The sequence below is a fragment of the Streptomyces sp. S07_1.15 genome (genome assembly GCF_020739505.1).
Classification (GTDB): Bacteria; Actinomycetota; Actinomycetes; order Streptomycetales; family Streptomycetaceae; genus Streptomyces; species Streptomyces xinghaiensis.
This window is the reverse complement of the sequence record NZ_JAJBZK010000001.1, coordinates 5,480,961-5,507,532: the sequence shown is the minus strand read 5'-3', so window position 1 is coordinate 5,507,532 and position 26,572 is coordinate 5,480,961. Positions and strand designations below refer to the sequence as shown.

Sequence of the window (26,572 nt, the reverse complement as noted above, 5' to 3'; positions counted from 1 at the left end):
GGCCGGCGGGCGGCGGCCATTCCAGTCCCCCGGGCGCACCGGGTGTCAGACGCGCACGGTCTGCCAGTGGCCCACGAGATCACGGTAGAGACCGGAGCGGTCCAGCAGTTCGTCGTGGCTGCCGCAGAGCGCGTGCACCCCGTCCATCACCAGCACCCGGTCGGCCCGGCGGGCCGAGCTGATCCGGTGCGCGACCGTGATGACCGTGCCCGGCCGCTCCGCGAACGCGCGCTCGGCCCGCTCCTCGGCCACCGGGTCCAGATGGCAGGTCGCCTCGTCCAGCAGCACCACCGGAGCGGGGGACAGATGCGCCCGGGCCAGGGCGATCAACTGCCGCTCCCCCTGCGACAGCACGGCGGGGTCGACGACGGCGTCGAGACCGCCGAGCCGGTCCGCCAGCCCGGACAGGCCCACCGCCTCCGCCGATGCGCTCACCGCCTCCGGCGGGGCGCCGTCCGGGCAGAGGTAGAGCAGGTTCTCCCGCAGGGTGCCGGTGAAGACGTACGCCTGCTGGGGGATGAGGACCCGCAGCCGCGCGGGTTCCCCGGCCGGCCACGAGCGGGCGGGGCGGCCGAGCACCCGGACCTCCCCCCGGCCCGGGGTCAGCAGCCCGGCGACCAGACCGGTCAGGGTGGACTTGCCGATGCCGCTCGGCCCGACCACCGCCAGGCACTCCCCCGCCCCGACGGTGAGGTCCAGATCGCGCAGCACCGGGTGCGCCCCGGCGCCGTAGGCGAAGGTGACCGAGCGGAGTTCGACGGCCGGCGCGCCCGGCTCCGGCCCGCCGCCCGTGACCGCGTCCGGGGCCGCGCTCCGTGCGGGGGGCACCGCCGAGGAGGCCGGGTCCGGACGCGGCACCGCGGCGCCGCCCTGGACGGAGCCGGGGGCCCCGGGGCCCGGCGTCTCCGCGCCCGGTGGGCCGTCGTGGCCTCCGGTGAGCCGGTCCAGGATCACCAGCAGCCGGGTGCCCGCGGCGCCCAGCGCCGTCATCAGGGTGTGCAGCGCGGGCAGCAGCGACTGCGTCAAGTAGGTCAGCGCGCCCAGCAGTTCACCGGCCGTGACCCCCCTGTCCAGCAGCCAGGGCGTCGCGAAGACCAGCAGCAGGACGGGCAGTTGCCCGGCCACCCCGAGCGACAGGGTGCGCGCCGCGGCCCACCGGGCGAGCGACCGCGCGGCGCCCAGCTCGGCGTCGGCGAGTTGCGCGGCCCGTGCCGCCGTACGGTCCTCGGCACCGCAGGCCACGATGTCCCGGACGCCCCCGGCGACCGCCCCGTACTCCTCGGCGAGCGCCTCGTCGGCGCGGAGGTAGTCGCGCTGCCGGGCGGCCATCGGGATCAGCGTGGCGAGGAACAGGGCCAGGCCGAGCAGCAGCGGCGGCCCGACGACGAGCAGCAGCAGGGGGGCGAGGGACGCCAGCCCGAGCAGGGCGCCGGCGGCGGTGAACAGGAAGGAGCGGGCCACCAGCACCAGTCCCGCGAAACTGTCCCGGGCGGTCTCCGTCTGGTGGGTGATCCGGGAGACGACGGCGCTGTCGGCCCGCGCCGGATCGGCGACCGCCTCGCGCAGGGAGGCCGACACCACCCGGCGCAGCAGCCCGTCGCGCAGGGGTTCGACGAGGCCGGCCAGCCCGCGGAACACGCCCTGGTTGGCGAAGCCTCCGACGACGACGGCCGCGGCGGCCACGGCCAGCCAGAGGAGTCCGGTGCGGGTGTCCCCGGCGAGGAAGCCGCGGTCGAGGGCCTGCGCCACGCTGTAGCCGCCGAGGAAGGTGTGCGCCGACTCCAGCAGCGACCAGCCGCCGAGCGCGGCCAGGACGCGGAGCCGCGCCCCGAGGAACCGGCGCGCCTGCGGCAGGATCCGCCGCAGCGCCCCCCGCCCGGCCCGGTCCCTCCCGGAGCGGGGCCGGGGTGCCGGGTCTTCTCCGGGCCGGCTCCCTGCGGTCCGGTCCGGTTGCGGCCGGTCCGGGGCCGCCGGGTCCGGTCCGGCACGGTCGCGCCCCGTCGCGGCGCCCCGCCCCGCGGCGGGGTCCTCCCGCCGTGCTGCCGCTCCGGGCCCGGGTGCGGCGCGCCGCTCCGGCGTGGTGTCCTCCGTGCGTCCCGGCCGGGTCACGGGGCGCCCCCCGTCCGGCCCCGGCCGCCGGGAACGGCACCCGGGGCACCGGTGACCGCCGGACCGGGCGGGTCGATCGCTTCGGCGTCGGTGCCAGTGCCGGTATCGGCGTCGGTGCCGGTGCCGGTGCCGGCGAAGACCGCGCGGTACGCCGGGCGTTCCCACAGGACCTCGTGCGGCCCCACGGCGCGGACGCGGCCGTTCTCCAGCCAGACCACCAGGTCGGCGCGCGCCGCCGAGGAGACCCGGTGGGCGATGAGCAGGCGGGTGCCGGCCCGTACATCCCGGGTCAACGCGCGGCCCACCTCCAGCTCGGTGACGCTGTCCAGGCTGGAGGTGGCGTCGTCCAGCACCAGCAGCCGGCCGGCGTGAGCGAACGCCCGTGCCAGTCCGAGGCGCTGGAGCTCACCGCCGGAGAGCGGCGCATCGGCGAGCCGGGTGGCGTAGCCGGCGGGCAGCAGGCGGATGAAGGAGTCCGCGCGCGCGGTGCGGGCGGCGGACCGTACGGTCTCCTCCGGGGGCTCGCCGGCGCCGAAGGCGATGGCCCCGCCCACGGTGCCGCCGAACAGCGCCGGGCGTTCGAAGGCGTAGCCGACCTCCCGGCGCAGCTCCGCCCGGTCGAGTTCGGGCAGCGGCACGCCGTCCAGCAGGACGGTGCCGCCGTCCGGGTCCTCCAGCCGGCCGGCCACGGCGGCCAGGACCGACTTGCCGGCGCCGGAGCGCCCGACGACGGCGGCCGTGACGCCGCCGGGGACGGTGAGGTCGACGCCGTCCAGCACCCGGGCGCCGCCCCGGACCACGGTGACGCCGCGCAGTTCGAGCCGGCCGGGCCCGCCGGGCGGCAGACGGCGGCTGCCGTGGCGCACGCGCGGCGCGGACAGCAGTTCGGCGGTGCGGCGGGCGGCGGCCCGGCCGCGCACCAGGGCGCTCAGCTGGCCGACGACGGCGCCGATCCCGGCGGCGAGGCCCGCGTAGCGGGAGGCGGCCAGGAGTTCGCCGACACTGAGCTGCCCGGCGGCCAGCCGCACACCGCCGACGGCCAGGACGGCGGTGGTCAGCAGCGGCACCAGGATGCCGCCCTGGGTGACGGCACGGCCGTAGACCTGCCACATCCGGCGCCCCTGGGCGTCGAGTTCGGGGAGGGGCGCGAGCACCCGGTCCCGCTCACGGCGCGCCGTACCGGCGGCCGCGACGGTCCGCGCGCCGCCGAGTGCCTCCATCAGCCGGGCCGCGATGTCTCCCTGGATGCGCTGGTAGCGCGTCACGCTGTCGGAGGAGCTGCGGACGAAGACCCGCAGGAGCAGCAGGAGGACGGGCACCCCGGCGAGGAACACCGCGGCGGTCCAGACGTCGACGAGGACGAGGGCGACGATGCCGCCGACCGGGGTGAGCAGCGAGGCGGCGGAGGCGGCCGCGGTGGCGGGGACCGTGCCCGCCTCGGCGGCGTTGCCGGTCAGCCGGGTCACGACGTCGCCCGGGGTGAACCGGGCGGCGCGGCGCGGGCCGACGGAGAGGAGGTGGGCGGTGCCGCGGTTGCGCAGCCAGGCCGTGGAGCGGGCGTTGGTGACGCCGGTGGCGTGGGCCGTGAGCGCGTCGAGCAGGACCTCGGCCGCGAGCAGCACGCCGCAGAGCGCCACCCATGGCTGGGCTCCGTCCCGTCTGCCGAGCAGCAGGTCGAGGGTGTGGCCGAGCACGGCGGGCAGCGCGATGGTCGCGGCGGCGGAGGCCGTGGTGGCGCAGAGGATCAGGACGGCCCGGCCGGTGCTGCGGCGCGCGGCGCCGGCCAGCAGCCGGCGGGCGCCGGGGGCCGGGTCCGCGGGAGAGGCGCCGGCGGCGGCCGGAGAGGTACGGGCCTCGTCGTGGCGGCGGGCGCCGGCGGTCCGGGCCCTGCCGTTACGGGTCTTGCCATTACGGGCCTTCTCGCGGGCTTCCGCACCGCGGGCTTCCGCACGGCGGGAGTCCCCGCCCGGGGTGACGGCCCGTGCGCCGGGGGAGCGGTCCCCGGCGTCCCGGGCTTCGGCGGAGGGGCCGGTGCCGGCCGGCTCGGTGGCCATGGGCTGCGGTGTCTCCCCTCCTCCGGTGACGCGCGGACGAAGGCGGCGCGTACGGTGAGCGTGCGGTCCCGGGCGGAATGCCGCCGCCCGGGACCGCGCTGAGCTGACCTGCCGACTAGCGGCTCAGATCAGTTGCAGGTGGTGACGCTCAGGGAGCTGTCGCCGCAGAGCAGCAGGGAGGCGCGGGAGCCGCCGCCCGTCGCCAGCTCGCCGGTGATCTCCTCGGCGGGGGTCTCCATGGTCTGCAGGTCGAGAAGGGTCATGACACTGTCCTTTCCTTGATGTCCGTGGGGACGGGATTTTTTTGGGTACGGCCTCCGGCGGAGACCGGCTCGTGGGGCCGCCCGGCGGGCGGCGGGAGGAAGGGCAGGTGCACGGGAGAGCCGTGCAGCGCGCTGCCCAGGGCGAGCAGGCACCCGGCGGTGCCTGTGCTGAGGTCCATGGAGAGGCGCATCATCTGCTCCCCGGGGAAGGCGAGTTCCCCGTGGAACGGGACGGCGCCCCAGGTGAGGGCGGTGATCTGGCGGCGCAGGGCGGTCTCGTCCGTGCCCGGGCCGCCGGTGGTGGTGCGGGCCAGGTGCAGGACCATCCCGGCCGCGCCCCGGAACAGCCCGGGCTGGGCGTAGAACTTGCCCTGGGCGGCCCGCACGATGTCGCGGCGCGCCCGGTCGAAGTCCTCGTCGTGGCGGTGGGCCAGGTAGTCGTCGAGGACCATGCCGATGCCGACGCTGCCGGCGCCGAGGTAGGGCATGGTGCGCTTGCCCTCGTCGACCTGGAGCGCGCCGTCGGGGCCCTTGACGCAGCGGGCGAGGTCGCGGCGCAGGGCCTCGGCCGCGAGGTCCAGCAGCGCGGGGTCCCCGGTGCGCTCGTACCGGCGGAGGAAGAGCAGGGCCTGGCCGGCGGCGCCGTGGAGGAGCCCGGCGCGCGGCACTCCGCCGCCGGTCCGCCCGGTGCCGCCGCCGGTGCCGCCCTCGGTGCCGTCGGAGCGGGCGAACCGGTCCGCGACGATCCGGGTGCAGCGCGCGGCCGCGTCCTCCAGGGCGATCTCGCCCGTGCTCGCGCCCAGGGAGTCCAGGGCGAGGGCGATGCCGGCGAGTCCGCTGTGCAGGTCGGGCGCCATGCCGGACCAGTCCTCGGCGAGGGTGAGCCCGGCCAGTTCCAGGGCGCGTTCCCGGTGGCCGAGGCGGTCCAGGGTCCAGGCGATGCCGGCGAGTCCGTCGTAGAAGCCGAGGGGGGTGCCGGGAGCGGGGCGTTCGGTGCGGCGCAGCAGCCACTCCTCCGCCTCCGGGTGCCGTCCGCCGCCGGTCTCGGCGAGGGCGTGCAGGACGCCGGCCGCGCCGTAGCCGTAGCAGAGGCCGCCGCCGGCCCGGAACTGGGCGATGTCGCCCGGGAAGTAGCGGTCGTGGCGGTCCGGGGTGGCCGAGGCGAGGATGGCGCGGACCATGGAGTCCCGGCTGTGCGGCCAGTCCGCGGGGTCGACGGGCAGATACGGAGCCCGGGCCGCCGGGGCGCTGCCGGCCGCGTCGTCCGCTCCGGCCGCCGTCGGTCCGGCGGCGGGGTCGCGGAGGATCTCGGCGACCGCCTCGTCGAGGAAGCCGCGGGCCACCGGGAACTCCCGGGCGGCGATCTCCGCGAGATGCGCGGCCTTGCCGCGGTCGATGGCGAAGAGGCTCGTGAGCGGAAGGAAGAGGGCGATGCGCAGACAGGCGAGCGCATAGCGGTCGACGTCGAAGCCGCGGTGCCCGGCCGGGGCGACGAAGCCCGGGTTGGCGACCACCTGGCGGCGGCCCTCGTCGATGTGCGCGGCGGCCTCGAAGTCGAGGAGGGCGACGGAGGACTCGTCCTCGGAGACCATGATGTTGAACAGATGCAGGTCGTTGAAGACGACGCCGCGGGCGTGGACCGCCTCCACGGCCTCGGTCACCATGCCGTGCATCCGTATCGCCCAGTCCGTGTACCCGGCGAGCGCCTCCGGTGCGGGGTCGGCCTCGATGAGCGGGTGCCGGCGGGCGAAGAACGTGTTGAGCGGCTTGCCCTCCAGGAACTCCATCACCATGAAGTGGTGGTCGCCGAGGACGAAGGAGTCGCGCACCTCCGGGGTGTACGGCAGCCCCGACAGGCGTTCGAGGGCGGCGCGTTCGCGCTCCAGCCGGCTCACGGCGTCGGCTCCGTCGGCCGCGAGACCCGCGTGGGGCCGGGCCTCCTTGAGGACGACCTTCTCACCGGTGCGGGTGTCCGTCCCGGCGTAGACACCGCCGCCGTTGGAGAAGTGCAGGGCCTTCTCGATGCGGTACGGGATACCGGTGGTGCGGGTGGCCGTGCGGGCCTCGATGTGCGGGGTGAGGCAGGCGGGGGGCTCCACCCAGCCGGGTATGTGGAAGGCCGGGTCCCGGCGGTCGGGTACGAGCTTCCCCTCGGCGTTCTCCACGGCGGGGCGCAGGACGCCCTGTTCGTCGTAGCAGTGCCGTTCGGTGAAGCTGCCGTAGCGCACATGGACCGGGCCGGCGCCCCAGCGCAGATCGCTGAGGATGTACGGGCCGGGTTCCCCGTCGAGGAGTTCGCCGAGCTCGCGGGCGATGGTCCCGAACTGCTCGTCGTTCTCCGGGTAGACGGTGATGAACTTGCCGCTGCCGCCCCGGTCCGCGTACTTGGCGTTGCGGGTGCGGAGGAGGTGCCGGCCCGGTATGAACTTGAAGGCCACCGACCGCGGCACGCAGTAGTCCCAGACCTGGGTGAGGATCTTCTCGGCGTTGTCGAGCGTGGCCGAGACGTGGATCTTCCAGCCCTGGGCGGGCAGCGAGGTGTCGAGCGGGCGGAAGGCGAGCCAGTCGCCGTTGCTGTGCCGCTGCCACCCCTCGGGGGCCTCGCGGCGGGCGTGCTCGTAGAGGGCGCCGGGCGCTCCGGGGGTGTCCTCGGTGCCGGCGGAGAGCCGGTGCGGGGCGTCGTAGAACGTGCGGTCCGCGTCGCAGTACACGGCGTACCCCAGGTCCATGACGCTCCTTCGTCCCGTCCGGTGGTGCGGGCCTCTCGGTGTGCTTTGAGCTTGTCACCGGGGGGCGCCGGCGGAACAGTCACAGCTGTCACGACCCTGATGTGCGGAACGCATGAGTAAGTTACGGCAGTTCGAATCCCGTCGAACGGCGCCCTCTCGCCCCTCCGAACAGCCCCTGACCTGGGGTCCTACCGGTCGGGCGCCCGGGGTGGCACCCGCCCCGGACGGCCGCGGCCCGGGCACGGGCGGGCACCGGGAGGGCGGGAGGCCCGCATCCGCCCGGCCGCCGCCCCCGTCCGGCACCCCCTTCCGGGGCGCTCCGCGCTCCCTTCCGGCAGGCTGGGCGGACACCCGTTCGATGATCTTCTACCGGCCGGTTAGGGTGTCTCCCGACAACTTCATCCGTGCCCTGACAGGGGAAGACCGGTGCGAATCCGGCGCTGACCCGCAACCGTGAGTACACCCCGCGCCCCGCGCGGCCGTACGAGCCGGAGCACCTGTCCGGGCGCGAACAGGCTCCCGTCCGCCGGTGCGGCGCCCTCCTGGGCGCCCGGCCGCGGACGGCACCGTCGAGGTCTACGGAAGACGAGCCCGGTGTGCCCTCCGCGTGCGGTCCGCGCGGCCGGGGTCGGCCGTGCCCGGCTGCCCCCCGCCACGAGAACCGCCAACGGAAGGCACCAAAACCATGAACGTACGCCGCACCGCCGCGGCCCTGGCCGCGTCCGCCGTGCTGGGTGCGCTCGCCGCACCCGCCGCCTCGGCCGACACCGCCGCGCCGTCCTCCTCCCCCGCCCCGAAGCCGCCGTCCGGGCTGCACGGCACCAAGGACCCGGCCTACGACGGGGTGTGGCGGCAGTCCATAGCCCTGCTCGCCCAGGACACCGCGGGCGTCACCCCGGCCGCCGAAGCCGTGGACTGGCTCACCGGGCAGCAGTGCGCCTCCGGCGCGTTCGCCGCCTACCGCGCGGACGCCGGCGCCGAGTGCGACGCCAAGACGCCGGTGGACAGCAACGCCACCGCCGTCGCCGTCCAGGCGCTGGCGGCCCTCGGCGGGCACACCGGCGAGGTCCGCAAGGCCGTCGGCTGGCTGAAGTCCGTGCAGAACGAGGACGGCGGCTGGGGCTACCTCCCGGGGACCCCCAGCGACACCAACTCCACCTCCGTGGTCGTCGGCGCGCTGGCCGCGGCGGGCGAGAAGCCGGAAGCCACCCGGGCGGACGGCAAGTCCCCGTACGACGCGCTCGCGGAGCTGCAGCTCGGCTGCGACGCCGACGCCGGTGACCGCGGCGCCTACGCCTTCCAGCCCGACAAGAAGGGCCGTCTCCTGGCCAACGCCGACGCCACGGTGGCCGGTGTCCTCGCCGGTCACGGCAAGGGCCTGGCCGTCACCCCGGCCGCCGGGGACGGCGGCGAGGGCGGCGGCGCGCCCGAGCCGCTGGAGTGCGGCTCCGGCGCGGACGCCGGCCGCACGCCGGAGGAGGCCGCGTCCGGCGCCGCCGCGTACCTCACCGGGCTGCTGGAGAAGGACGGGCACCTCACCTCGCTCGCGCCCGGCGCCGACGAGCCGGTGCCGGACCACTCCAACACCGCCGAGGCCGTGATCGCCCTGGTGGCGGCCGGGCGGCCGGAGGCGGCCGAGGCGCCACTGGCCTGGCTGGAGAAGAACTCCGCCGAGTGGGCCGCGGACAACCCCGCCGGTCTGGGCACCCTGGTCCTCGCCGCGCACGCCGCGGGCGGCGACCCGCGCTCCTTCGGCGGCACGGACCTGGTGAAGGAGCTCAACGCCACCGGGCCGGAGCCGGAGTCGGTGCCGGCGGCCGGCGCGGACGCCGGCGAGGAGGGCGAGAAGTCCGGGTCCGGCGACGTCTCCGTCCTCTGGTGGATCCTGGGCGCGGGCGTACTCGCGGGGCTCGTCGCCGGCGCCGTCCTGATGCTCACCGCCGGCCGGAGGAAGCGGTCGTGAGCAGGCGGCCATGGCGGATCACCGGTCTCCGGGCACCGGACGGCACGGACCGGCGCGGCACCCGGCCGCGCCTGACGGGGCCGCTCGGCGCGGAGACGGACAGAGCGGAGCAGCCGCACAGCAGCGGCCCGGGTGGCATGCGGCGGAGCGGCGGCCGGCACGGCACGGCGCCGCGCGGCACCGGCCGTCCCCGGGCCGCCCGCACGGCCGCGGGTCCCGGCGGAGCCCGGGGCCGCGCCGGCACGGCGGCGGACGCGGGGCACCGGGCCGGTGTCCACCGGCGCCCGCCGGCGCGCCCCGGGGTGCGCGGGCCGGCCGTGCTGCTGCTCGTGGCCGCCGTCACCGCGCTCGGCGCGGGACCGGCGCAGGCCGAGGGGTACCGCTACTGGTCCTTCTGGCAGCGGGACGGCGGCAGTTGGAGCTACGCCACCGAGGGGCCGGCGACGGCCCGGCCCGCCGACGGCGACGTCGAGGGCTTCCGCTTCTCGGTGAGCGTCAACACCCAGGACGCCGCGAAGCCGCGCGACACCGCCGGCTTCGCGGCCATCTGCGCGGACACCCCCGCCGAGGACGGCCGCAAGCGGGTCGCGCTCGTGCTGGACTTCGGTACCACCGAGGACGCGCCGGACGGCGAACGGCCCCCGGAGCCCCGCACGGAGTGCGCGTCCGTGCCGGAGGACGCGACCAGCGGCGAGGCCCTGGCCGCCGTCGCGAAGCCGCTCCGCTACAACACCTCGGCGCTGCTGTGCGCGATCGCGGGCTACCCGGAGCGCGGCTGCGGCGAACAGGTGTCCGGGGACGCGGGTGCCGGGGACGGCGGCGCGGACCCGTCCGGCGGAAGCGGTTCCGACGGCTCGGGTGACGGCCGCTCCGGTGACGACCGTGCCGGTGAACCGGCCGGCGGGGAGGGCGGCGGCTCGTCCACCGGTCTCTACGCGGGTGCCGCCGCCGTCGCCGTCCTCGCCGCGGGCGCCGCCTGGCAGGCCCGCCGACGCCGCGGATGAGCCCCGGCGCCCCCGGGACACCCCGTCCCGGCCCTCTCGACAGCGCCCGGCCCGCGGCGGGCCGCGGTGCCGCTCCGCCGCGCCCCGCGACGGCCGCCGTGCCCCGGTCCCGGCGGCCGGAGCGGGGCGCGGACGGCGCGGTCCGGCGGCCGGGCGCGGAGGGGACGGGCGCGGGTCCGTCCGCGGCGGCGCGGCTCCGCGGGCGTCTCGCGTCCCGGGCGCCCGAGGCCTCGCGCGGCAACGCCCTGCACGCCGGGGCCTGGTGGCTGTGGGCCCTGGGTCTGGCCACCGCCGCGTCCCGGACCACCCATCCGCTGCTGCTGGCCCTGCTCGCCACCGTCGCCGGCTACGTCGTCGCCGCGCGGCGCACCGACGCCCCCTGGGCGCGCAGCTACAGCGCGTTCCTCAAGCTCGGCCTGGTGGTGATCGCCATCCGGCTGGTCTTCTCCATCTTCCTCGGCTCGCCGATCCCGGGCAGCCAGGTGCTCTTCACGCTGCCCGAGGTGCCGCTGCCGGAATGGGCGCGCGGGGTGCGGATCGGCGGCCGGGTCACCGCCGAGGGGCTTGTCTTCGCCTTCTACGACGGCCTCAAGCTGGCCGTGCTCCTGGCCTGCGTGGGCGCGGCGAACGCGCTGGCGAACCCGGCGCGGCTGCTGAAGTCGCTGCCGGGCGCGCTGTACGAGGCGGGCGTCGCCGTCGTCGTCGCCATGACCTTCGCCCCCAACCTGGTCGCCGACGTGGTGCGGCTGCGCGCCGCACGCCGGCTGCGCGGGCGCGCCGACCGGGGCGTCACGGCGATCCTCCAGATCGCGCTGCCGGTGCTGGAGGGCGCACTGGAGCGGTCCGTCGCGCTGGCCGCCGCGATGGACGCGCGCGGCTACGGCCGCACGGCCCGCGTCCCGGCCGTCGTACGGCACACCACGACGGTGCTGACCCTCGGCGGGCTCCTCGGCGTCTGCGCCGGCACCTACGGTCTGCTGGCCGCGGAGGGCGCGGGGTTCGGCCTGCCCGTCCTGCTGCTGGGGCTGTCGGCCGCGCTGGCCGGGCTGTGGCTCGGCGGCCGCCGCTCGGTGCGCAGCCGCTACCGGCCCGACCGCTGGGGTGTCCGCTCCTGGCTGGTCGCCGGGTCCGGGGCGGCGGTGGCCGCGGTGATGATCTGGTCCGCCTCCGCCGGCCGGGCGGACCTGCACCCGTCGGTCGTCCCGCTGACGGCACCGGCCCTCCCCCTGTGGCCCGCGGCCGGTGTCCTGCTGGGGCTGCTCCCGGCCGTGGCCGCCCCGGCGCCCGCGCCCGCGTCCCGGACCCGCCGCGGCGGGCCGGGCGGATCCGGGCCGTTCGACGCCGTCTCCGCGTCGGGGGGCGCGGAGGCGGGCAAACCGTCCGAGCGGGCCCGCGGGTCCGGGGCCCCGGACCCGGACGCCGTTCCGGACGGGGCCGTCGCCGCCTGGCGCCTCCGCCCGGGCCGGACGGGCCCGGAACACGGCCCGGAGCACGGCCCGGAGCACGGCCCGGCGGACGGAGCCGCGCCGCCGGATTCCGGCACCCCGGACGGGGCTCCCGGTGCCGCCCCGGTCCGCCCGGGCCGGACGAGCCCGCCGCACCGCGCGGAGCGCCGCCGCACCGCGTCCGCCATCCCACCGGAGGAGACAGCGTGATCCGGTTCGACGACGTGTCGGTCCGTTACGAAGGCACAGCCGCCGCCGGACCGGCGCTCACCGGTGTGGATCTGACGGTCCCCGAGGGCGAGTTGTGCCTGCTCGTCGGCCCCTCCGGTGTCGGCAAGTCGACACTGCTGGGCACGGTCAGCGGTCTCGTTCCGCACTTCACCGGCGGCACTCTGCGCGGCCGGGTCACGGTCGCGGGCCGCGACACCCGCACCCACAGGCCGCGCGAGCTGGCGGACGTCGTCGGCACCGTCGGCCAGGACCCGCTCGCCCACTTCGTCACCGACACGGTCGAGGACGAACTGGCGTACGGCATGGAGTCCCTGGGCCTCGCCCCGGCCGTGATGCGCCGCCGCGTCGAGGAGACGCTCGACCTGCTCGGCCTCGCCGCGCTCCGCGACCGTCCCCTCGCCACCCTGTCCGGCGGCCAGCAGCAACGGGTCGCGATCGGATCCGTCCTGACCCCGCATCCGCGGGTGCTGGTGCTGGACGAGCCGACCTCCGCGCTCGACCCGGCCGCCGCCGAGGAGGTGCTCGCGGTCCTCCAGCGGCTGGTGCACGACCTGGGCACGACGGTGCTGCTGGCCGAGCACCGGCTGGAGCGGGTCGTGCACTACGCGGACCAGGTCATCCTGCTGCCCGCGCCCGGCGCGGCCCCGGTGACGGGCGGTCCGGCGGAGATCATGGCCGTGTCCCCGGTGACGCCGCCGGTCGTCGCCCTGGGGCGGCTCGCCGGCTGGTCTCCGCTGCCGCTGTCGGTACGGGACGCGCGGCGGACCGCCGGCCCGCTGCGGGAACGGCTGGCGGGGCTCACCCCGCACCCGGACCCGGTTCCCGCCGCGCGCCCGGCCGCCACCGGGGCCGCCGCGGAGGCCGCCGCCCCGGATGCCGTCCCCGCCGCCGAGCTGTCCCGGCTGTCGGTGCGGCGCGGCCGCACCGAGGTGCTGCGCCGGATCGGGCTGACCGTGCGGCCCGGCGAGACGGTGGCCCTCATGGGCCGCAACGGCGCGGGCAAGTCGACCCTGCTCAACACCCTCGCCGGGCTGCACCGTCCGGCGGGCGGCACGGCCCTCGCCGGCGGCGTCGTCCCGCACCGCACGCCCCCGCGCGAGCTGATCCGCCGGGTCGGGCTCGTACCCCAGGAGCCGCGGGACCTCCTCTACGCCGACACGGTCGCGGCGGAGTGCGCGGCGGCGGACGGGGACGCGGACGCGGAGCCGGGCAGCTGCCGGGCCCTGGTCACCGCCCTGCTGCCGGACGTCTCCGACACCACCCATCCGCGCGACCTCTCCGAGGGGCAGCGGCTGGCGCTCGCCCTGGCCGTCGTGCTGACGGCACGCCCGCCGCTGCTGCTGCTCGATGAGCCGACCCGCGGCCTCGACTACGCCGCCAAGTCCCGGCTGGTGGAGATCCTGCGCGGACTGGCGGCGGAGGGACACGCCGTCCTGCTGGCGACCCACGACGTGGAGCTCGTCGCCGAACTGGCGCACCGGGTGGTGATCCTGGCGGACGGCGAGGTGGTCGCGGACGGCCCGACCGCCGAGGTCGTCACCGCCTCCCCGGCCTTCTCCCCGCAGGTGTCCAAGATCCTGGCCCCGCAGCCCTGGCTGACCGTCTCCCAGGTGCGGAACGCCCTGGCCGCCCCGGACAGCCCCGGCAGCCCCGGCAGTCCCGGCAGCCCCGATGATCCGGACAGCCCCCGGACGGAGGACGCCCGATGACCCCGGAGCGCCCGGCGGCCGGCCGGGTGCGGGCGGTCCGTCTCGGCCCGCGCTCGGTCGCGGCGCTCGTACTCGTCAGCGCGATCGGGGTGATGGCCTTCGGCTGGCCGCTGCTCGCCGACTCCGCGTCCGGGCTGGCGCACTCGGGTGACGCGCCGTGGCTTTTCGCGGCGCTGCTGCCGCTGCTGGTGGCCGTCGTGGTGGCGACCGTCGCCGACACCGGGCTGGACGCCAAGGCCATCGCGATGCTGGGTGTGCTCGCGGCGGCCGGCGCGGCGCTGCGGCCGCTGGGCGCGGGCACCGCCGGGCTGGAGCCGATGTTCTTCCTGATGGTGCTGAGCGGCCGGGTGCTCGGCCCGGGCTTCGGCTTCGTGCTGGGCGCGGTGACGATGTTCGCCTCGGCCCTGCTGACCGGCGGGGTGGGGCCCTGGATGCCGTTCCAGATGCTGTCGATGGGCTGGGTGTCGATGGGCGCCGGGCTGCTGCCGGGGGCCGAACGGCTGCGCGGCCGGGCGGAGCGGTGGCTGCTGGCCGCGTACGGCGGGGCCGCGGCCGTCCTCTACGGCACGGTGATGAACCTCCAGGGCTGGCCGTACATCGGCGGGCTGGGGACCGGCATCTCCTTCGTCCCGGGCGACCCGGTGCACGAGAACCTCGTCCGCTTCGCCGCGTACTGCCTGGCGACCTCGCTCGGCTGGGACCTTCCCCGGGCCGCGCTGACCGTGGTGCTGACCCTCACCCTCGGCTCCACCGTCCTGGCGGCTCTGCGCCGCGCCACCCGGCGGGCGGCCTTCGAGGCCCCGGTGGCGTTCGAGCGGCCCTGAGCCAGCCCGTGCCGGCCGCCGCTCCTCGCGGCCCGCGGCGGACGGGTGCGCTCCACACCTCCGGGCCGGGCCCCGGAAATCCGGTTCCGCCGCGGTCTTGCCAAGGTTACTGGCGAGTCATACCCTCGGTAACCCACGGCTTGGCATGCACTCAACACTGCACCACTGCGCCCCTTCGTACCGCGCACAGAGCCGCACCACCCTCCCCCCACGCACCACTGACGCGCAGTCCGAGGCGCTGACCCCGTTCTTCACCGATCATCACTGATCATTACCAAGGGGACAGACCATGGAGAACGTTCAGAACAGGGATGAAGCCGACGGCTACGAGACCGGCCGGGTCGGACTGCGGAGATTCGCGTTACTCGCGGTCCCGGGATTCGCGGCCACCGCGGCGCTCGCCGTCGCGCTGGCCAACGGGGCGCTCGCCGCCTCGTTCGCCGTCTCCGGCCAGGAGTTCAAGGTCTCCGCCGACGAACTCACCGGGGACGGCTTCGTCCAGTACGGCAGTTTCGACACCAACGTCCGGGACGAGCTGCTGCCCGTGGCCGTGACCGGCCTGCGGAAGGCGGAGATGACGAATCTCTGCCAGTCCGTGGTCACCAGCCTGCCGGTCGTCGGCGACATCTCGCTCAAGCTCTCGGCGGGCACCGGGAAGAAAAAGGTCGAGGCCACCGACCTGATGCTGGACGCCACCCAGCTCGCCGGCAACGCCTCCTTCACCAACATCGAGATCGGCCGGGACGCCTCCACCCTCGACAAGGGGCCGGACGGCGCCCAGGGCATGCAGGACCTCTTCTCGCAGCAGGCCGACGACATCCGCATGACGAACCTGAAGCAGACCGCCTGGGCCACCACCGCCGGCACCTTCAAACTCGCCGGGCTGCACATGAAGATCCACAAGGGCCGGACGGAGTGCTTCTGACGTGCCCGGCCGTGCCCCCTCCGAACCGGCCCGCCCCGCAGCCTCCCCCGGCACCCCCGCGGCCGCCGGTACGGGGGTGACCGGCGGCTCCCCGGGCACCCGGCCCGGTGTACGGGCCCGCTGGCGGCGGTGGCGGCGGAGCCGTCCCTTCTGGGGCGGCCTGCTGACCGTCCTCGCCGGTCTGGAGATCAGCCTCATCCCGCTCGCCCCCGTCGAGATGATGCTGCATCAGGGGATCGCGGGCCTGCCCTCCGTCCTGCTCGCCCTCATCATGATGGTGATGGGGCTGAGCGCCTGGTTCGCCCCCCACTACCGCGGCCTCGCGGGCGTCGTCACCGTCCTGCTCGCCGCCGCCGCACTGGTGATGTCCAACCTCGGTGGTTTCTTCATCGGCACCGTGCTGGGCATCGTCGGCGGCTCCATGATCTTCGCCTGGCGGCCCGTGCCGCGGCGGGCGAAGGGGGACGCGACCGGAGAACGGCCGCCACCCGGGCGCCGGCGCCGGTAACGGGCCCGAACCGCCCGCCGGCTCCGGGAGCCGAGCCCTCCCCGGGCCCGTCCCCGCACGACCTCCTTCACCCCGGAAACACCCCAACCCTCACAAGGAGAACCCCCACCATGACGCGAGCCTTAGCCCTGCGCGCCCTCGTCGCCTGCGGCACCGGAGCCGCCACGGCCGCCGCCCTGGCGCTCACCGGCGCCGCCTCCGCCACCGCCGCCCCGGCCGACTCCACCGCGGCCGGGCCGACCACCGTCTCCCCCGCCGGACACCAGTTCGCCGCCACCCTCAACGGATCGGCGACCTTCAAGGCCGGCGCGGTGACCGTCACCTGCACCGTCTCCAGCTCCGCGCCCGCCGCGGACGGCACCTCCGACGCCAACCAGGTCCCGGACGCCCCCGGCAACACCAACGCCGAGGGCCCGGTCGAGAGCGTCATCAACGCCCCGACCTACAGCTCCTGCCGCTCCAGCCTCCCCGGGGTGAGTGTCACCATCACCACCACCGGCGTCTGGGGTGTCTCGATGCAGCACGGCGACCCCAGCAGCGCCACCCTGACCATCCCCCAGGGCGGCTTCGTGCTGAAGACCAGCGGCCTCGCCTCCTGCACGGTGACCGCCGCCCCCGACGGTGCCGCGCCCGTGGCCGGCTCCTGGACCAACGGCACCCCCTCGCAGCTGGACTTCACCGACGCCCAGGTCCCGGTGTCGGCCACCGGCGGCTTCGGCTGCCCGACCAGCGCGGAGACCTCGGTCTTCAACGCCACCTATGACGTCACCGATGTGACCGACCCGGCCTCGCAGATCACCGTCACCGGCTGATCCGCACGGCTCCCGCGGTCCGGCCGGTCCCCTCCGCCCCGACCGCGGGCCGGGCCCGTACGGACCGGCCGCGCGCCCGGTCCGTACGGGCCCTCGTCTCCGCGCGGCGGCCGGTGCCGGGCCGCCGCGCGACCGGGGCCCCGGCTCCGGCCCGGGCTCCCGCCGCTCAGCTCTCCCCGGGCGCTCCGGCCTTCTCCCCGCTCGCCGTCCTCCCCGCGAGTTCCGGCTCCGCGCCCCGGCCCGGGACCGCCCCCGGCCTCCGCTCCCGCGCCGCCCGCTCCGCGTCCGCATCCGTCCCGGTCGCGGCGTCCGCACCGCCCGCACCGTCCGCCGCGCCCGCCGGGTCCGGGAGCTCCGGGATCCCGGCCGCGCCGGCCTGCTCCGCCGTACGGCCGATGAGCAGATGCCGCACCCCGAAGCCGGCCGCCACCACGACGACTCCGCCCGCCGCGTCCAGCAGATAGTGGTTGGCGGTCCCGACGATCACCACCGTCGTCAGCACCGGATAGAGCACGCCCAGCACCCTCGGCCACAGCGCGGGCGTCAGCCGCCACACCACCACGGCGCACCACAGCGACCAGCCGACGTGCAGCGAGGGCATGGCCGCGTACTGATTGGAGATCCCTGTCAGCGCGCCGAAGTCGGGGTGGTCCAGGTCCTGCGGGCCGTGGGCCGTGTCGACGAAGCCGAGCCCCGGCATCAGCCGCGGCGGCGCCAGCGGGTACATCCAGAAGCCGATCAGCGCCAGCAGGGTGGCGAACGCGAGCGAGGTGCGCCCCCAGCGGTAGAGCACGGGGCGGCGCAGATACATGAAGCCCAGCAGCGAGAGCGGCACCAGGAAGTGGAAGGCCGAGTAGGCGAAGTTCATGGCGCTCTCCAGCCAGCCGGTCCGCGCCACCAGCAGGTTGAACCACAGCTCGACGTCGATGCGGAGCGCCGCCTCGATCTCCAGGATCTGCCACCCGTGGTGCTCCGCGAGCCACCGCCCGTCCGGCGCCTGGCCGCGGACCCAGGAGTACGCCCAGTAGCCGACCCGGATGAGCAGCAGCTCCAGCAGCAGATTGGGCCGGGTCAGCGGCTGCGGCCAGGACCGCAGCAGCGGCAGCCGTCCCGCCCCGGCCGCCGCCGGCGAGGCGTGCGGCGCGGGGCGCGGCCGCAGCCATTCCGGTTCTGCCCTGGTCAGGAACGGCACCGCGCAGGCGGCGGCCAGCGCCGCCAGCAGCGGGGCGTTCTCCCCGATGAGCCCTATCCACTCGATCTTCGGCACGAGGGCGTCCCGGTGCAGGGTCATCACCAGGACGACGACCGCGGGCCAGACGAGCCGGTCGGCCCGGCGCCGCCCGACCCGCCCGACGGCGGCGAGCAGGATCCACAGCTGCTGGTGCTGCCACGCGGTGGGCGAGACGGCCACCGCGACGCAGCCGGCCAGCGCCACGGCGAGCAGCCACTGGCCGTCGGCCGCGTAGCGCGCCGCCCGGCGCAGCCCGGCCACCGCGACGGCGGCCGCGAGGACGAGGAAGAGCGCGATCTCCAGCGGTCCCTGCGCGCCGAGCCGGAGCAGCAGCCCGTGCAGGGACTGGTTGGCCGGGCTGTCGGGGGGCCCGCCGAGGCCCGCGCCCGCCGCGTGGCGCAGCCAGTACGTCCAGGAGTCGTCCGGTGACGCGGCCCAGGCCAGCGCCGAGCAGGCGGCGAAGGTCCCCGCGGCGGTCGCCGCGGCCCGCCGCCGGCCGGCCGCCCACAGCAGCACGGCGAAGAGCAGCACGGCGGGCTGGAGCGCGGCCGCGATGCCGGTGAGCGCCCCGGAGACGCGGGCGGAGCAGCGCGGCAGGAAGGCGGTGAGGACCAGCAGGACGGGGAGGACGCTGGTCTGGCCGAGGGTGAAGGTGTTGCGCACCGGCACCGAGACGACCAGCAGGACGAGCGCGACGGGCGCCGCGAACAGCGCGGCCCGCCGGGAGAGCGGCCCCGGCAGCAGACGCGCCGTCACCAGGCCGGTGGCGACGACGAGGAGCAGGGTGCCGAAGGTCCAGCCGACCCCGAGCGCCTGTTCGGCGGCCCGGGTGAAGGGTTTCAGGACGAGCCCGGCGAACGGGGTGCCGGTGAAGGAGCCGTCCCCGTACAGCGGCTGCCCGGCCCGCAGGACGCCGTTCTCCCCGATCCAGGTCTCCAGATCGGCCAGCCGCCGCCGCGGGGGCAGTCGCAGCACGGCCGCCGCCTGACGGGCCGCCAGCAGGGCGACCACCAGCCAGAGCGCGCCGACGGCCAGCACCGTCCGTGATGCCGCCGGTTCCGCGATCGCCCGCAGTCCGTTGCTCTCCGGATTCGCCACCGTCCGACCGCTCCCCCGTCTCCGTCCGCCCCCTGGGTGTCCATCGCACCGCGCCGTGCAAGACGCGGGACACCCGGCGGCCACCTGACCGTCGCCGCCCATTGCCCGCAGATTAGCCCCGATCTTCCCGGGGAGCCGGGTGGTTTGTCCGGGTGTTTCCGGGCGTGCCGGGATGGGTGGTGGTGGACGGTGGCCGGATCCCGCCGCCCGGGCCGGAAGGGTGCCTGCGGAGGGACGGAGTCCCGCGCGTCCGCGTCCCGTGCGGACGGGAGACGCCGCGCCCCGGGGCGGGCGCGGCGTGGAGGGGGCCGTGCCGGGGTGCCGGTACCCACCCGGCGCGGCCCCCGGTTCCGGTGCTCAGGGGAGGAGCGGCAGCGGCCGGAAGTCCAGCGGCGCCGTGTCGGTGGACGGTCCGTAGACGGCGGTCCCGGCGAAGGAGGCCCGGTAGGACTCCGTGGTGACCAGGGTCGACTGGACGGTCACCTGGCTGAGGGTGGCGACACCGGAGGCGTTGGTCACGGCCGTGCCCAGGGTCACCTGCCCGGTGGTGGGGTCGGCGGTGAAGGTGACGGTCTGTCCGGGCAGCGGCGCCCCGGTGGCGGCGTTGGTGAGGGTGGCCCGCAGGGCCGGGATGACGAAGGTGCCGTTGGTCCGCATCCGGATGGCGGCCGGTTCCGCGTCGAGCCGGGTCGCGGTGGTGGCGGGCGGGTTGACGGTCACGGTGACCGTGCCGGAGGAACCGGCGAAGCAGCCGTTGCCGTTGTAGGCCGCGGTGACCGTGTTGGTGCCGGCGGGCAGGGCGCTGGTGGTCACGGTCGCCACCCCGCCGGGGTTCACCGGGACGGTCTGGCTGAAGCCGCCCGGGCCGGTGAAGGTGACGGTGCCGTCGATCGTCTCCGGGCCGGAGGACGAGGGGGTGACGGTGGCGGTGAGGGTGACGGGCTGCCCCTGGGTGGTGACGGCGGGGACGGCCGTGACCGTGGTGGCCGTGGTGACCGGTTCGACGGTGACGGGCGTCAGCGGGGAGTTCGACGGGGCGGTGCCCAGGCCGGCCGGGACGAAGAAGGCGGCGGCCTGCCGCACGCCCACGCCGAGACCGGAGTAGACCGTACTGGCCTGCCCGGAGGGGTCCAGGGCCACCGTCCGGACCGGGCCGCCGTCGCTGAGGATGAAGGTCACCGAACCGGTGGTCACCGGGTCCTCGTTGGCGGTGACCACCGTGGCCCGCAGGGTGACGTCCTCGCCGCAGACCGCCGGGCCCGGGATCACCTCCAGGGTCGTCGTGGTGGAGGTGAGCGAGAAGACGTAGGTGAAGGTGCCGACGCTGGTGCCGGTGCCCTCGGCCGTGGTGACGATCACCGGGCCGCTGCCCGTGCCGGGCGCGGTGACCGCGGTGATGCCGGTATCGCTGTTCACGGTGACGGAGGCGGCCGGCACCCCGGCGATGGTGACATCGGTCGCCCCGGTGAAACCGCTGCCGGTGATCGTGACCGTCGTCCCGCCCGTGGAGGGCCCCGTCGTCGGGGTGACGCCCGTGACCACCGGCACGGTGAGGACGGTGACCTCTCCCACCGTGTAGTCGGTCACGTAGATGTCGCCACCCGGGGCCACCGCGATCCCGTACGGCGTGGTGCCGGCCGCGACGGTGTAGAGGATGGCGTGGGTGGCGGTGTCGATCACCAGTGCCACGTCGCCGGCGTAGTCGGTGACATAGGCCCTGCCGTCGTCCGCGATCGCGGCCGCGACCGGCTCGGTCCCGGGCGGGAGCAGGATCGTGTCGGTGACCAGAAGCGTGGCCGTGTCGATCACCGACACCGTGGCGGAGCCGGAGTTCACGACGTAGGCGAAGCCGCCGGACACGGCCACCGAGGAGGGTCCGGAGCCGGCCGGGAGCGCGACGGTCTGGGTGGTGTCCGTGCTGCTGTCGATCACCGTCACGGTGTGGGATCCGGTGTCGGCCACGAACACCAGGCCGTTCGAGGAGCCCACTCCGGACGGCAGGACGCCGGCCGGGACGGGCGAGACGACGGGCACGATCGTGTCCGTCGCCGTGTCGATGACCGTGACGGAGCCCGCCAGGAAATTGCTCACATACGCCTTGCCGTTGGACACCGCGACACCGATCGGCCCGGTGCCCGCCGCGAGCGTGACCGTACCCGTGACCGTGTCGGTGGCGGTGCTGATCACCGAGACGGTGTCCGTGTTGAGGTTGGTCACATAGACCTTGCCGCCGGCCACGGCGGCCGCCGTCGGCCCGCTGCCGGCCGGGAGCGCGATGGTGTCCAGAACGGTGCCGGTGGCCGTGTCGATCACGGTGACGCCGTCGGAGTCGCTGTTGACGACGTAGGCCTTCCCGCCCGGGGTGACCGCCACGGCGGCCGGTCCGGCGCCGACCGGGATCGTGGACGTCGCCAGGACGCCGATCCGCGTCACCGGCGGCGGTCCGCCCGTCTGCCGGGGCAGACGCCCCGCGCGCTGCTGCGACTGCTGCGACTGCTGCGTGTGCGCATCCATGTGGATCTCCCGTGTGGGTACGGAGTGTGGGCCCGCCCGGAGCGTGTGCGGTGCGGCCCCGGCGCCGTGGACCCGCGCGGGTCCCCGCGCCTCCCGGTCTCCGGGGGCCGCACCGTGAAGCGGCCGGCGGGCCGGGCCGGGCCGGGGAAGCGGCACGCCCGCTGCGGACCTCCTGGTGATCCCCCACCCCGGACGGGATAACCGGGGCAATGGCCTCAATACGCACCAATCAGCAGCAAAACGCTTATCGTACGCGCTCTTTCGCACCACCGCGGGGTGCACCGCGCACCACCGGCGCGCACCTCCGCCACGGCCGGCGGCCATTCCCGGTCCCCCTGCCGCCGGCGGTACGGGCCGGGCCCCGCGCACACGAAAGGACCCCGGAAGCCGTGGCTTCCGGGGTCCTCTCAGGGTCGTACCGGCTCCTACTCCCCGACGGACGTCTCCACGGGGTCGTGTGCCCGTCGCGGCGGTGCGGTGGGTGGTTCAGACGCGGAGCAGACGCTCCGTCAGGTCGCGGTAGTCGCGCAGGGCGGTGCGCAGTTCCTCGGTGTCGAGGTGAGCGTCCCGGCCCTTGCCGCTGCCGCTGCCACTGCCGCCGTTGTGCTCCCAGGCGCTGCGCAGCTTGCGGCGCTGCTCGCTGAGGGCCTTCGCGACGTTCTCCGCGGCCTCCTCGAACAGGGCGTCGGCCTCACGGACCGCTTCCCGGGGGCTGTCGACGAAGCCCGTCACCGTGTGCTGCAGCCGCTCCGAGAGCCGGTCGCACTCGCGCTGCGGCAGCAGGGGCGCGGCCGCGGCCGGGAGAGCCGTGTCACCGCGGTGCGCCGCGCCGTCGCCGGGGGCCGCGCCCTCGCCGTGCGCCGCGCCGTCGTTGTACGACGCGCCGCCGCCGGGGACGGAGTTCTCGCCGGCCGTCGCACCGCCGTGGGGCGCGGGGTCGCCGGCGGGGTCCACCGCGGGCTCCCCCGGGCCGGGGTACGAGCGGGCCGGAAGGCCGGTCGCCGGGTCCACCGGGGCGGCTTCGCCGCCCGGGGCCGGCGGGGCGTACGGGGCCGCCGAAGTGGCGGGGGCCGCCGTGGTCGCCGCACCGGAGGGGTCGGACGGGGGGACGAGGTCCGCCGGGCCGCCCGGGTGTCCCGGGGCCTCCGGGGCCGCGGCGCCGGCCGGGAAGCCGGCGGCGCTGCCGTCGTCCGCGGGCCGTCCGGCCGGGGTCCGCCCGGGGGCGCTCGTCACGGCCGGGTCCGGGTGGGAGCCGGGTCCCCGCTCGTAGCCGTCACCCTGTTCGTGCTCGTGCTTGTTCCTGCCGAGATGCGCCATCACGCACCGCCCTTCGTCGTTCCGGTGTGGTGCCGGGCGGCCCAGGGGCCGTGCAGCCGGTCGGCGAGCCGCTGCTTGCCGGTCCCGGCGGCCGGGGTGCGTGTGCCGTGCCGCTCGGCGCCGCGGTCGTGGGCCCGGTGCCGCGCGTTGTCCTGCGGGTGTGTGCTGACCAGTTCCTCGAAGAGCGCGCGGGCGTGGACCACGGCTTCGCGCAGCTCCTCGGTCTCCGCCCGGCCCTCGCGGGCCCGTGCGGCGACGGCGTGCACGTGCCGGTAGCCCTCGACGTGCTCGCCGTGGTGCACCGACAGGGCCGCGACCTGCTCGTCGAACTCGTCGGCCGGGAAGCCGCGTTCGCGGATCAGTTCGCCCAGCAGCCGCTCCGCGGCGTCGACGGCCTGCGCGGGCGAGTCGACGAACTGCTCCTGCACGCCGGCCCAGCGGGCCACGTACTGCTCGCGGGCCTCGGCGCTCAGCGGGCGTGTCCGCAGATCGCCGTGGCGCCGCAGCCGCTCGGAGAGTTCCCGTTCCGCGGCCTTCCGGTCGCCGTCGTGGCGGGCCACCGTGCGCTCGTACTCGGGACCGAACCGGCGCTTCAGGCCGCCACCGCCACTCTGCATGACGCGCGGGGCGAGCACGAGCGCGACGATGACGAGAGCCGCCACGGCCAAGATGATGATCACGCCTGTGGACATGTCGTGCCTTTCGCTGAGCTCCCCTCGTGCGAGGCTTTCATCACGGCGTGTTGCCCCGGACACGGGCCGCAAACGCCGTCAAAGCGGCCGGGGGACCGGGAAATTGAGCTGCCCCCGGCCCCGGGACCGTCACAGAATGCGGCCATGACCGGGATCGGAAACCGCCCCACCGCCCTCTGGACCGTCTCCCCCGAACCCGTCGGATCACCCGTCGCCGGGCGGCTGTTGCGCGCCTACTACGCCGAGGTCGCCGGCCGGTACCACGGGCGCGCCGTGACGGACGCCGAGATCGACGAAGGGCTCGTCGAGCACCACAGCGACGACCTCGCCGCGCCCGCGGGCGTCTTCCTCGTCGCCCGCCTCGGCGGCGAGCCGGCCGGCTGCGGCGGGCTGCGCCTCCTGCGGCCGGGCACGGCTGAACTCAAGCGCCTCTACGTCCGCCCGGAGGCGCGGGGCAGCGGCGGCGGAAGCGCCCTGCTCGGGGCGGTGGAGGCGGCGGCCCGGGGACTGGGCGCGGAGCGCGTCGTCCTCGACACCCGGCACGACCTCGTCGAGGCGCGGGCACTCTACGCCCGGCACGGCTACGCGGAAGTGCCCGCCTACAACGACGACCCGTACGCCGAGCACTGGTTCGCCAAGCACCTCGGCTGAGCCGCGCGGGGGCGTACGGCCGCCTCCCCCGTGCTCAGCCCGGGTACGCCCCCGCCCCTGCCCCGGCGTCCGCGCGGTGCCGGACACCGTGTCCCCCGCCGTGCCCGTGCCGGTGTCCGCCGCGCCGGTGTCCGCCGTGCCGCGGCCCGCCGTCGTCGTACGGCCACTCCTCGTCCGAGCCGCACAGTTCCGCACTCAGCTCGCGGACCACCTCCTCCAGGTCCCGCGGCCGGTCCGGCCCCCACCAGTCGCCGAGCAGCGCCGCCAGATGCTCCTCGCGGGCCGCGGCGAGCCGGCCGGCGACCTTCCGCCCCCGGGCGGTCAGCCGCAGCGGCAGCCCGTCCCGGACCGCCAGGCCGCGGCCCTCGATCTGCCGTACGGCCGAGGTGAGCACGCTCAGCGGCAGGGTGCCGCGCCCGGCGAGGACCGCCGGGTCGGCCCCGCCCTCGCGCCGCACGCGGAGCAGCAGCCAGCTCGCGGCGGGGTCGAGGCTGTAGCCGGCCCGGGCGGTGATGTCCTCGTAGAGGCCGTGGCATCCCTCGCGGGCGCCGAGGGCCGAGAGGGCGCGGGCCACCTCGTCGTGGGAGGAGCGCTCCACCGGGTTGCTCGCGTAGGTCTCGCTCATGTCGGGTGTGGTGACGGAGCCGCGCAGCGGTTCCTCCTTGAGCAGGACGGCCAGCACGAGCGCCCCGAAGGTGACGGGGGCCGCGAAGAGGAACACGTCGGTGATCGACGCGGAGTAGGCGTCCAGGACCTCCGGGCGCAGCCGCGCCGGGAGCAGGTCGATGGTGCGCGGGTCGGACGCCAGGTCGGCGGGCCCGGCTCCGGCGGGCAGACGCTCGTCCGCGAGCAGGGCGGTGAGCCGGTCGCCCAGCCGGCCGGAGAAGACCGTGCCGAAGACGGCGACCCCGAAGGAGGCGCCGATGGAGCGGAAGAAGGTCGCGCCGGAGGTGGCGGCGCCCAGGTCCTCGTAGCCGACGGCGTTCTGCACGGCGAGCACCACGATCTGCAGGACGAGGCCGAGGCCGAGCCCGAAGACGGTGAAGGAGACATTGATCTCCCAGCCGGGGCTGAACCGGTCGATCCGGTGCAGGAGCAGCAGCCCGAGGGTGGTGACCGCGCAGCCCGCGACGGGGAAGACCTTCCAGTGCCCGGTGCGGCTCGCGAGCTGGCCGGAGACGGTCGAGGCGATCAGCAGCCCGGCGACCATCCAGAGCATCCGGACCCCGGAGGCGGTGGGGCTGAGCCCCCGTACGACCTGGAGGAAGGTCGGGAGATAGATCATCGTCCCGAACATCGCGAAGCCGACGACGAAGCCGATGACCGATCCGAGGGTGAAGGTGCGGATCCGGAACAGGCCCAGCGGCAGCACGGGTTCCACGGCCCGCCGTTCCACGGCCGTGAAGGCGGCCAGGAGGACGGCGCCGAACAGGGCGAGCCCGGCGACCCGCCAGGAGACCCAGGGCCAGACGGTGCCGCCGAGTGAGGAGAGCAGGACCAGCACGGCCGCGACGGCGGCGATCAGGAGGATCCCGGCATAGTCGATGGTGTGCCGGACGGGGCGCGCCGGGATGTGCAGGACGGCGGCGATGACGAACAGCGCGACCAGCCCGATCGGGAGGTTGACGTAGAACACCCAGCGCCAGCTGAGCTGTTCCGTGAAGAGGCCGCCGAGCAGGGGCCCCAGCACGCTGGCCGCGCCGAACACCGCCCCGAACAGGCCCTGGTAGCGGCCGCGTTCACGGGGCGGGACGATGTCGCCGGTGATGGCCATGGAGAGGACCATCAGTCCGCCGCCGCCGAGCCCCTGGAGTGCGCGGAAGACGATCAGCTGCGGCATGTCCCGGGCGATCCCGCAGAGCGCGGAGCCCATCAGGAAGATGCCGATGGCGAGCAGGAAGAGCCGCTTCCGGCCGTACTGGTCACCGAGCTTGCCCCAGAGCGGGGTGGCGGCCGTGGCCGCGAGCAGATAGGCGGTGACGACCCAGGAGAGGTGGTCCAGGCCGCCGAGTTCGCTGACGATGACGGGCAGGGCGGTGGCGACGATCGTCTGGTCGAGGGCGGCGAGCAGCATGCCGAACAGCAGTGCGCCGATCGCCAGGCGCACGGTGCGCCGGGGCAGGTCCTCCCCGGGCCGGGGAGCGCCGGCGGGCGCCGGGGCGGTGGAATCCGAGTCCGCCGCCCGGACGGCCGCGGGGGCCCCCGGCGCCGCGGTTCCGCCCGGGGCGCCGGAGGCGCGGAGGGCCCGGTGCTCGTCGGGTCCGCCGTTCCGTGCCGTCCCTCCCGGGGGTGGGGCCGCGTCCTCGGCCATGGACGCCTCCTCGGTTCGGGCCTGCTCCCCCGCCGGCCGCCCGCGCGGCCCGGCGGCTGCCGTGTGTGTCCGCGCGTTCCCGCGGCTCCGCGTCCCATCCTGGCGGTTTTGCCGGGGTATGGCCCGCCGGAAGGGCCCGTCGGCGGGGGCCTGGCTGTGTTCTTCGCACAACTGTCTGCATA

At 76.2% G+C, this 26,572-nt stretch carries 17 protein-coding genes, 1 pseudogene and 1 riboswitch; of the genes and pseudogenes, 9 read left to right on the top strand and 9 right to left on the bottom strand.

Features of this window, described 5'->3' with window-relative positions:
• Positions 1–45: 45 nt before the first annotated feature.
• The 4 genes from LIX60_RS23585 to lanKC form a co-directional block, all read right to left on the bottom strand.
• Positions 46–1,857 carry an ABC transporter ATP-binding protein gene (locus LIX60_RS23585; RefSeq protein WP_227962895.1) on the bottom strand — a complete coding sequence of 604 codons (1,812 nt, stop codon included), beginning with the start codon at positions 1,855–1,857 and terminating at the stop codon, positions 46–48.
• Positions 1,858–2,105: 248 nt separating this feature from the next.
• Positions 2,106–4,163 carry an ABC transporter ATP-binding protein gene (locus LIX60_RS23580; RefSeq protein ID WP_227960341.1) on the bottom strand — a complete coding sequence of 686 codons (2,058 nt, stop codon included), beginning with the start codon at positions 4,161–4,163 and terminating at the stop codon, positions 2,106–2,108.
• A gap of 128 nt (positions 4,164–4,291) precedes the next feature.
• On the bottom strand, positions 4,292–4,426 hold the full coding sequence (locus tag LIX60_RS23575) for a SapB/AmfS family lanthipeptide (protein WP_019706186.1): 135 nt from the start codon (positions 4,424–4,426) through the stop codon (positions 4,292–4,294).
• Entirely contained in the window at positions 4,423–7,155 is a 2,733-nt protein-coding gene (gene lanKC, locus LIX60_RS23570) for a class III lanthionine synthetase LanKC (protein ID WP_227960339.1), read from the bottom strand. Before lanKC ends, LIX60_RS23575 begins: the two co-directional genes overlap by 4 nt.
• Positions 7,156–7,513: 358 nt before the next feature.
• A riboswitch (cobalamin riboswitch) is annotated at positions 7,514–7,675 on the top strand.
• A 165-nt stretch (positions 7,676–7,840) separates the two neighbouring features.
• Between lanKC and LIX60_RS23565 the strand changes: the two genes are divergently transcribed.
• The 8 genes and pseudogenes from LIX60_RS23565 (at position 7,841) to LIX60_RS23530 (ending at position 16,576) form a co-directional block, all read left to right on the top strand.
• The gene (locus LIX60_RS23565) at positions 7,841–9,118 is read left to right on the top strand and encodes a prenyltransferase/squalene oxidase repeat-containing protein (protein ID WP_227960337.1); all 1,278 of its coding nucleotides are present in this window, start codon (positions 7,841–7,843) and stop codon (positions 9,116–9,118) included.
• 302 nt (positions 9,119–9,420) lie between these two features.
• Positions 9,421–10,122 carry an SCO2322 family protein gene (locus LIX60_RS23560; protein WP_227962894.1) on the top strand — a complete coding sequence of 234 codons (702 nt, stop codon included), beginning with the start codon at positions 9,421–9,423 and terminating at the stop codon, positions 10,120–10,122.
• 245 nt (positions 10,123–10,367) lie between these two features.
• Positions 10,368–11,409 (top strand): annotated as a pseudogene (locus LIX60_RS23555) (CbiQ family ECF transporter T component); the annotation flags it as partial.
• A 364-nt stretch (positions 11,410–11,773) separates the two neighbouring features.
• On the top strand, positions 11,774–13,507 hold the full coding sequence (locus LIX60_RS23550; protein WP_227960335.1) for an ABC transporter ATP-binding protein: 1,734 nt from the start codon (positions 11,774–11,776) through the stop codon (positions 13,505–13,507).
• Positions 13,504–14,331, top strand: coding sequence for an ECF transporter S component (locus LIX60_RS23545; protein WP_227960333.1), 828 nt, complete (start codon positions 13,504–13,506; stop codon positions 14,329–14,331). The genes LIX60_RS23550 and LIX60_RS23545 overlap by 4 nt, the downstream gene beginning before the upstream one ends.
• 289 nt (positions 14,332–14,620) lie before the next feature.
• The gene (locus LIX60_RS23540) at positions 14,621–15,256 is read left to right on the top strand and encodes a DUF6230 family protein (protein ID WP_227960331.1); all 636 of its coding nucleotides are present in this window, start codon (positions 14,621–14,623) and stop codon (positions 15,254–15,256) included.
• A 1-nt stretch (position 15,257) separates the two neighbouring features.
• On the top strand, positions 15,258–15,764 hold the full coding sequence (locus LIX60_RS23535; protein WP_227960329.1) for a DUF6114 domain-containing protein: 507 nt from the start codon (positions 15,258–15,260) through the stop codon (positions 15,762–15,764).
• Between the two features lie 110 nt (positions 15,765–15,874).
• Complete coding sequence (locus tag LIX60_RS23530; protein WP_227960327.1) at positions 15,875–16,576, top strand: hypothetical protein; 702 nt, start codon at positions 15,875–15,877, stop codon at positions 16,574–16,576.
• 166 nt (positions 16,577–16,742) lie between these two features.
• Here LIX60_RS23530 and LIX60_RS23525 read toward each other — a convergent pair whose 3' ends face one another.
• From LIX60_RS23525 to LIX60_RS23510, 4 genes are all read right to left on the bottom strand, one after another.
• Positions 16,743–18,905: a bifunctional glycosyltransferase 87/phosphatase PAP2 family protein gene (locus tag LIX60_RS23525; RefSeq protein ID WP_374117901.1), complete on the bottom strand. Its 2,163-nt coding sequence runs from the start codon at positions 18,903–18,905 to the stop codon at positions 16,743–16,745.
• Between the two features lie 357 nt (positions 18,906–19,262).
• Positions 19,263–21,419 (bottom strand): Ig-like domain repeat protein, encoded by a 2,157-nt coding sequence (locus tag LIX60_RS23520; protein WP_227960326.1) that lies wholly within the window; start codon positions 21,417–21,419, stop codon positions 19,263–19,265.
• A 486-nt stretch (positions 21,420–21,905) separates the two neighbouring features.
• Positions 21,906–22,739 carry a hypothetical protein gene (locus tag LIX60_RS23515; protein ID WP_374117900.1) on the bottom strand — a complete coding sequence of 278 codons (834 nt, stop codon included), beginning with the start codon at positions 22,737–22,739 and terminating at the stop codon, positions 21,906–21,908.
• A complete protein-coding gene (locus LIX60_RS23510) occupies positions 22,736–23,428 on the bottom strand; it encodes a hypothetical protein (protein WP_227960324.1) in 693 nt (230 codons plus the stop codon). The genes LIX60_RS23515 and LIX60_RS23510 overlap by 4 nt, the downstream gene beginning before the upstream one ends.
• 144 nt (positions 23,429–23,572) lie before the next feature.
• On the opposite strand from LIX60_RS23510, the gene LIX60_RS23505 reads away from it, so the two are divergent.
• Positions 23,573–24,079, top strand: coding sequence for a GNAT family N-acetyltransferase (locus LIX60_RS23505; RefSeq protein WP_227960322.1), 507 nt, complete (start codon positions 23,573–23,575; stop codon positions 24,077–24,079).
• A 34-nt stretch (positions 24,080–24,113) separates the two neighbouring features.
• Here LIX60_RS23505 and LIX60_RS23500 read toward each other — a convergent pair whose 3' ends face one another.
• Positions 24,114–26,390 carry an MFS transporter gene (locus tag LIX60_RS23500; RefSeq protein WP_227960321.1) on the bottom strand — a complete coding sequence of 759 codons (2,277 nt, stop codon included), beginning with the start codon at positions 26,388–26,390 and terminating at the stop codon, positions 24,114–24,116.
• Positions 26,391–26,572 lie beyond the last annotated feature (182 nt).

Excerpts from the sequence above, each read along its gene's own strand:
- LIX60_RS23580 (WP_227960341.1), bottom strand. The coding sequence starts at position 4,163 with ATGGCCACCGAGCCGGCCGGCACCGGCCCCTCCGCCGAAGCCCGGGAC.
- LIX60_RS23575 (WP_019706186.1), bottom strand. The coding sequence starts at position 4,426 with ATGACCCTTCTCGACCTGCAGACCATGGAGACCCCCGCCGAGGAGATC.
- lanKC (WP_227960339.1), bottom strand. The coding sequence starts at position 7,155 with ATGGACCTGGGGTACGCCGTGTACTGCGACGCGGACCGCACGTTCTAC.
- LIX60_RS23565 (WP_227960337.1), top strand. The coding sequence starts at position 7,841 with ATGAACGTACGCCGCACCGCCGCGGCCCTGGCCGCGTCCGCCGTGCTG.
- LIX60_RS23545 (WP_227960333.1), top strand. The coding sequence starts at position 13,504 with ATGACCCCGGAGCGCCCGGCGGCCGGCCGGGTGCGGGCGGTCCGTCTC.
- LIX60_RS23540 (WP_227960331.1), top strand. The coding sequence starts at position 14,621 with ATGGAGAACGTTCAGAACAGGGATGAAGCCGACGGCTACGAGACCGGC.
- LIX60_RS23530 (WP_227960327.1), top strand. The coding sequence starts at position 15,875 with ATGACGCGAGCCTTAGCCCTGCGCGCCCTCGTCGCCTGCGGCACCGGA.
- LIX60_RS23520 (WP_227960326.1), bottom strand. The coding sequence starts at position 21,419 with ATGGATGCGCACACGCAGCAGTCGCAGCAGTCGCAGCAGCGCGCGGGG.
- LIX60_RS23510 (WP_227960324.1), bottom strand. The coding sequence starts at position 23,428 with ATGTCCACAGGCGTGATCATCATCTTGGCCGTGGCGGCTCTCGTCATC.
- LIX60_RS23505 (WP_227960322.1), top strand. The coding sequence starts at position 23,573 with ATGACCGGGATCGGAAACCGCCCCACCGCCCTCTGGACCGTCTCCCCC.
- LIX60_RS23500 (WP_227960321.1), bottom strand. The coding sequence starts at position 26,390 with ATGGCCGAGGACGCGGCCCCACCCCCGGGAGGGACGGCACGGAACGGC.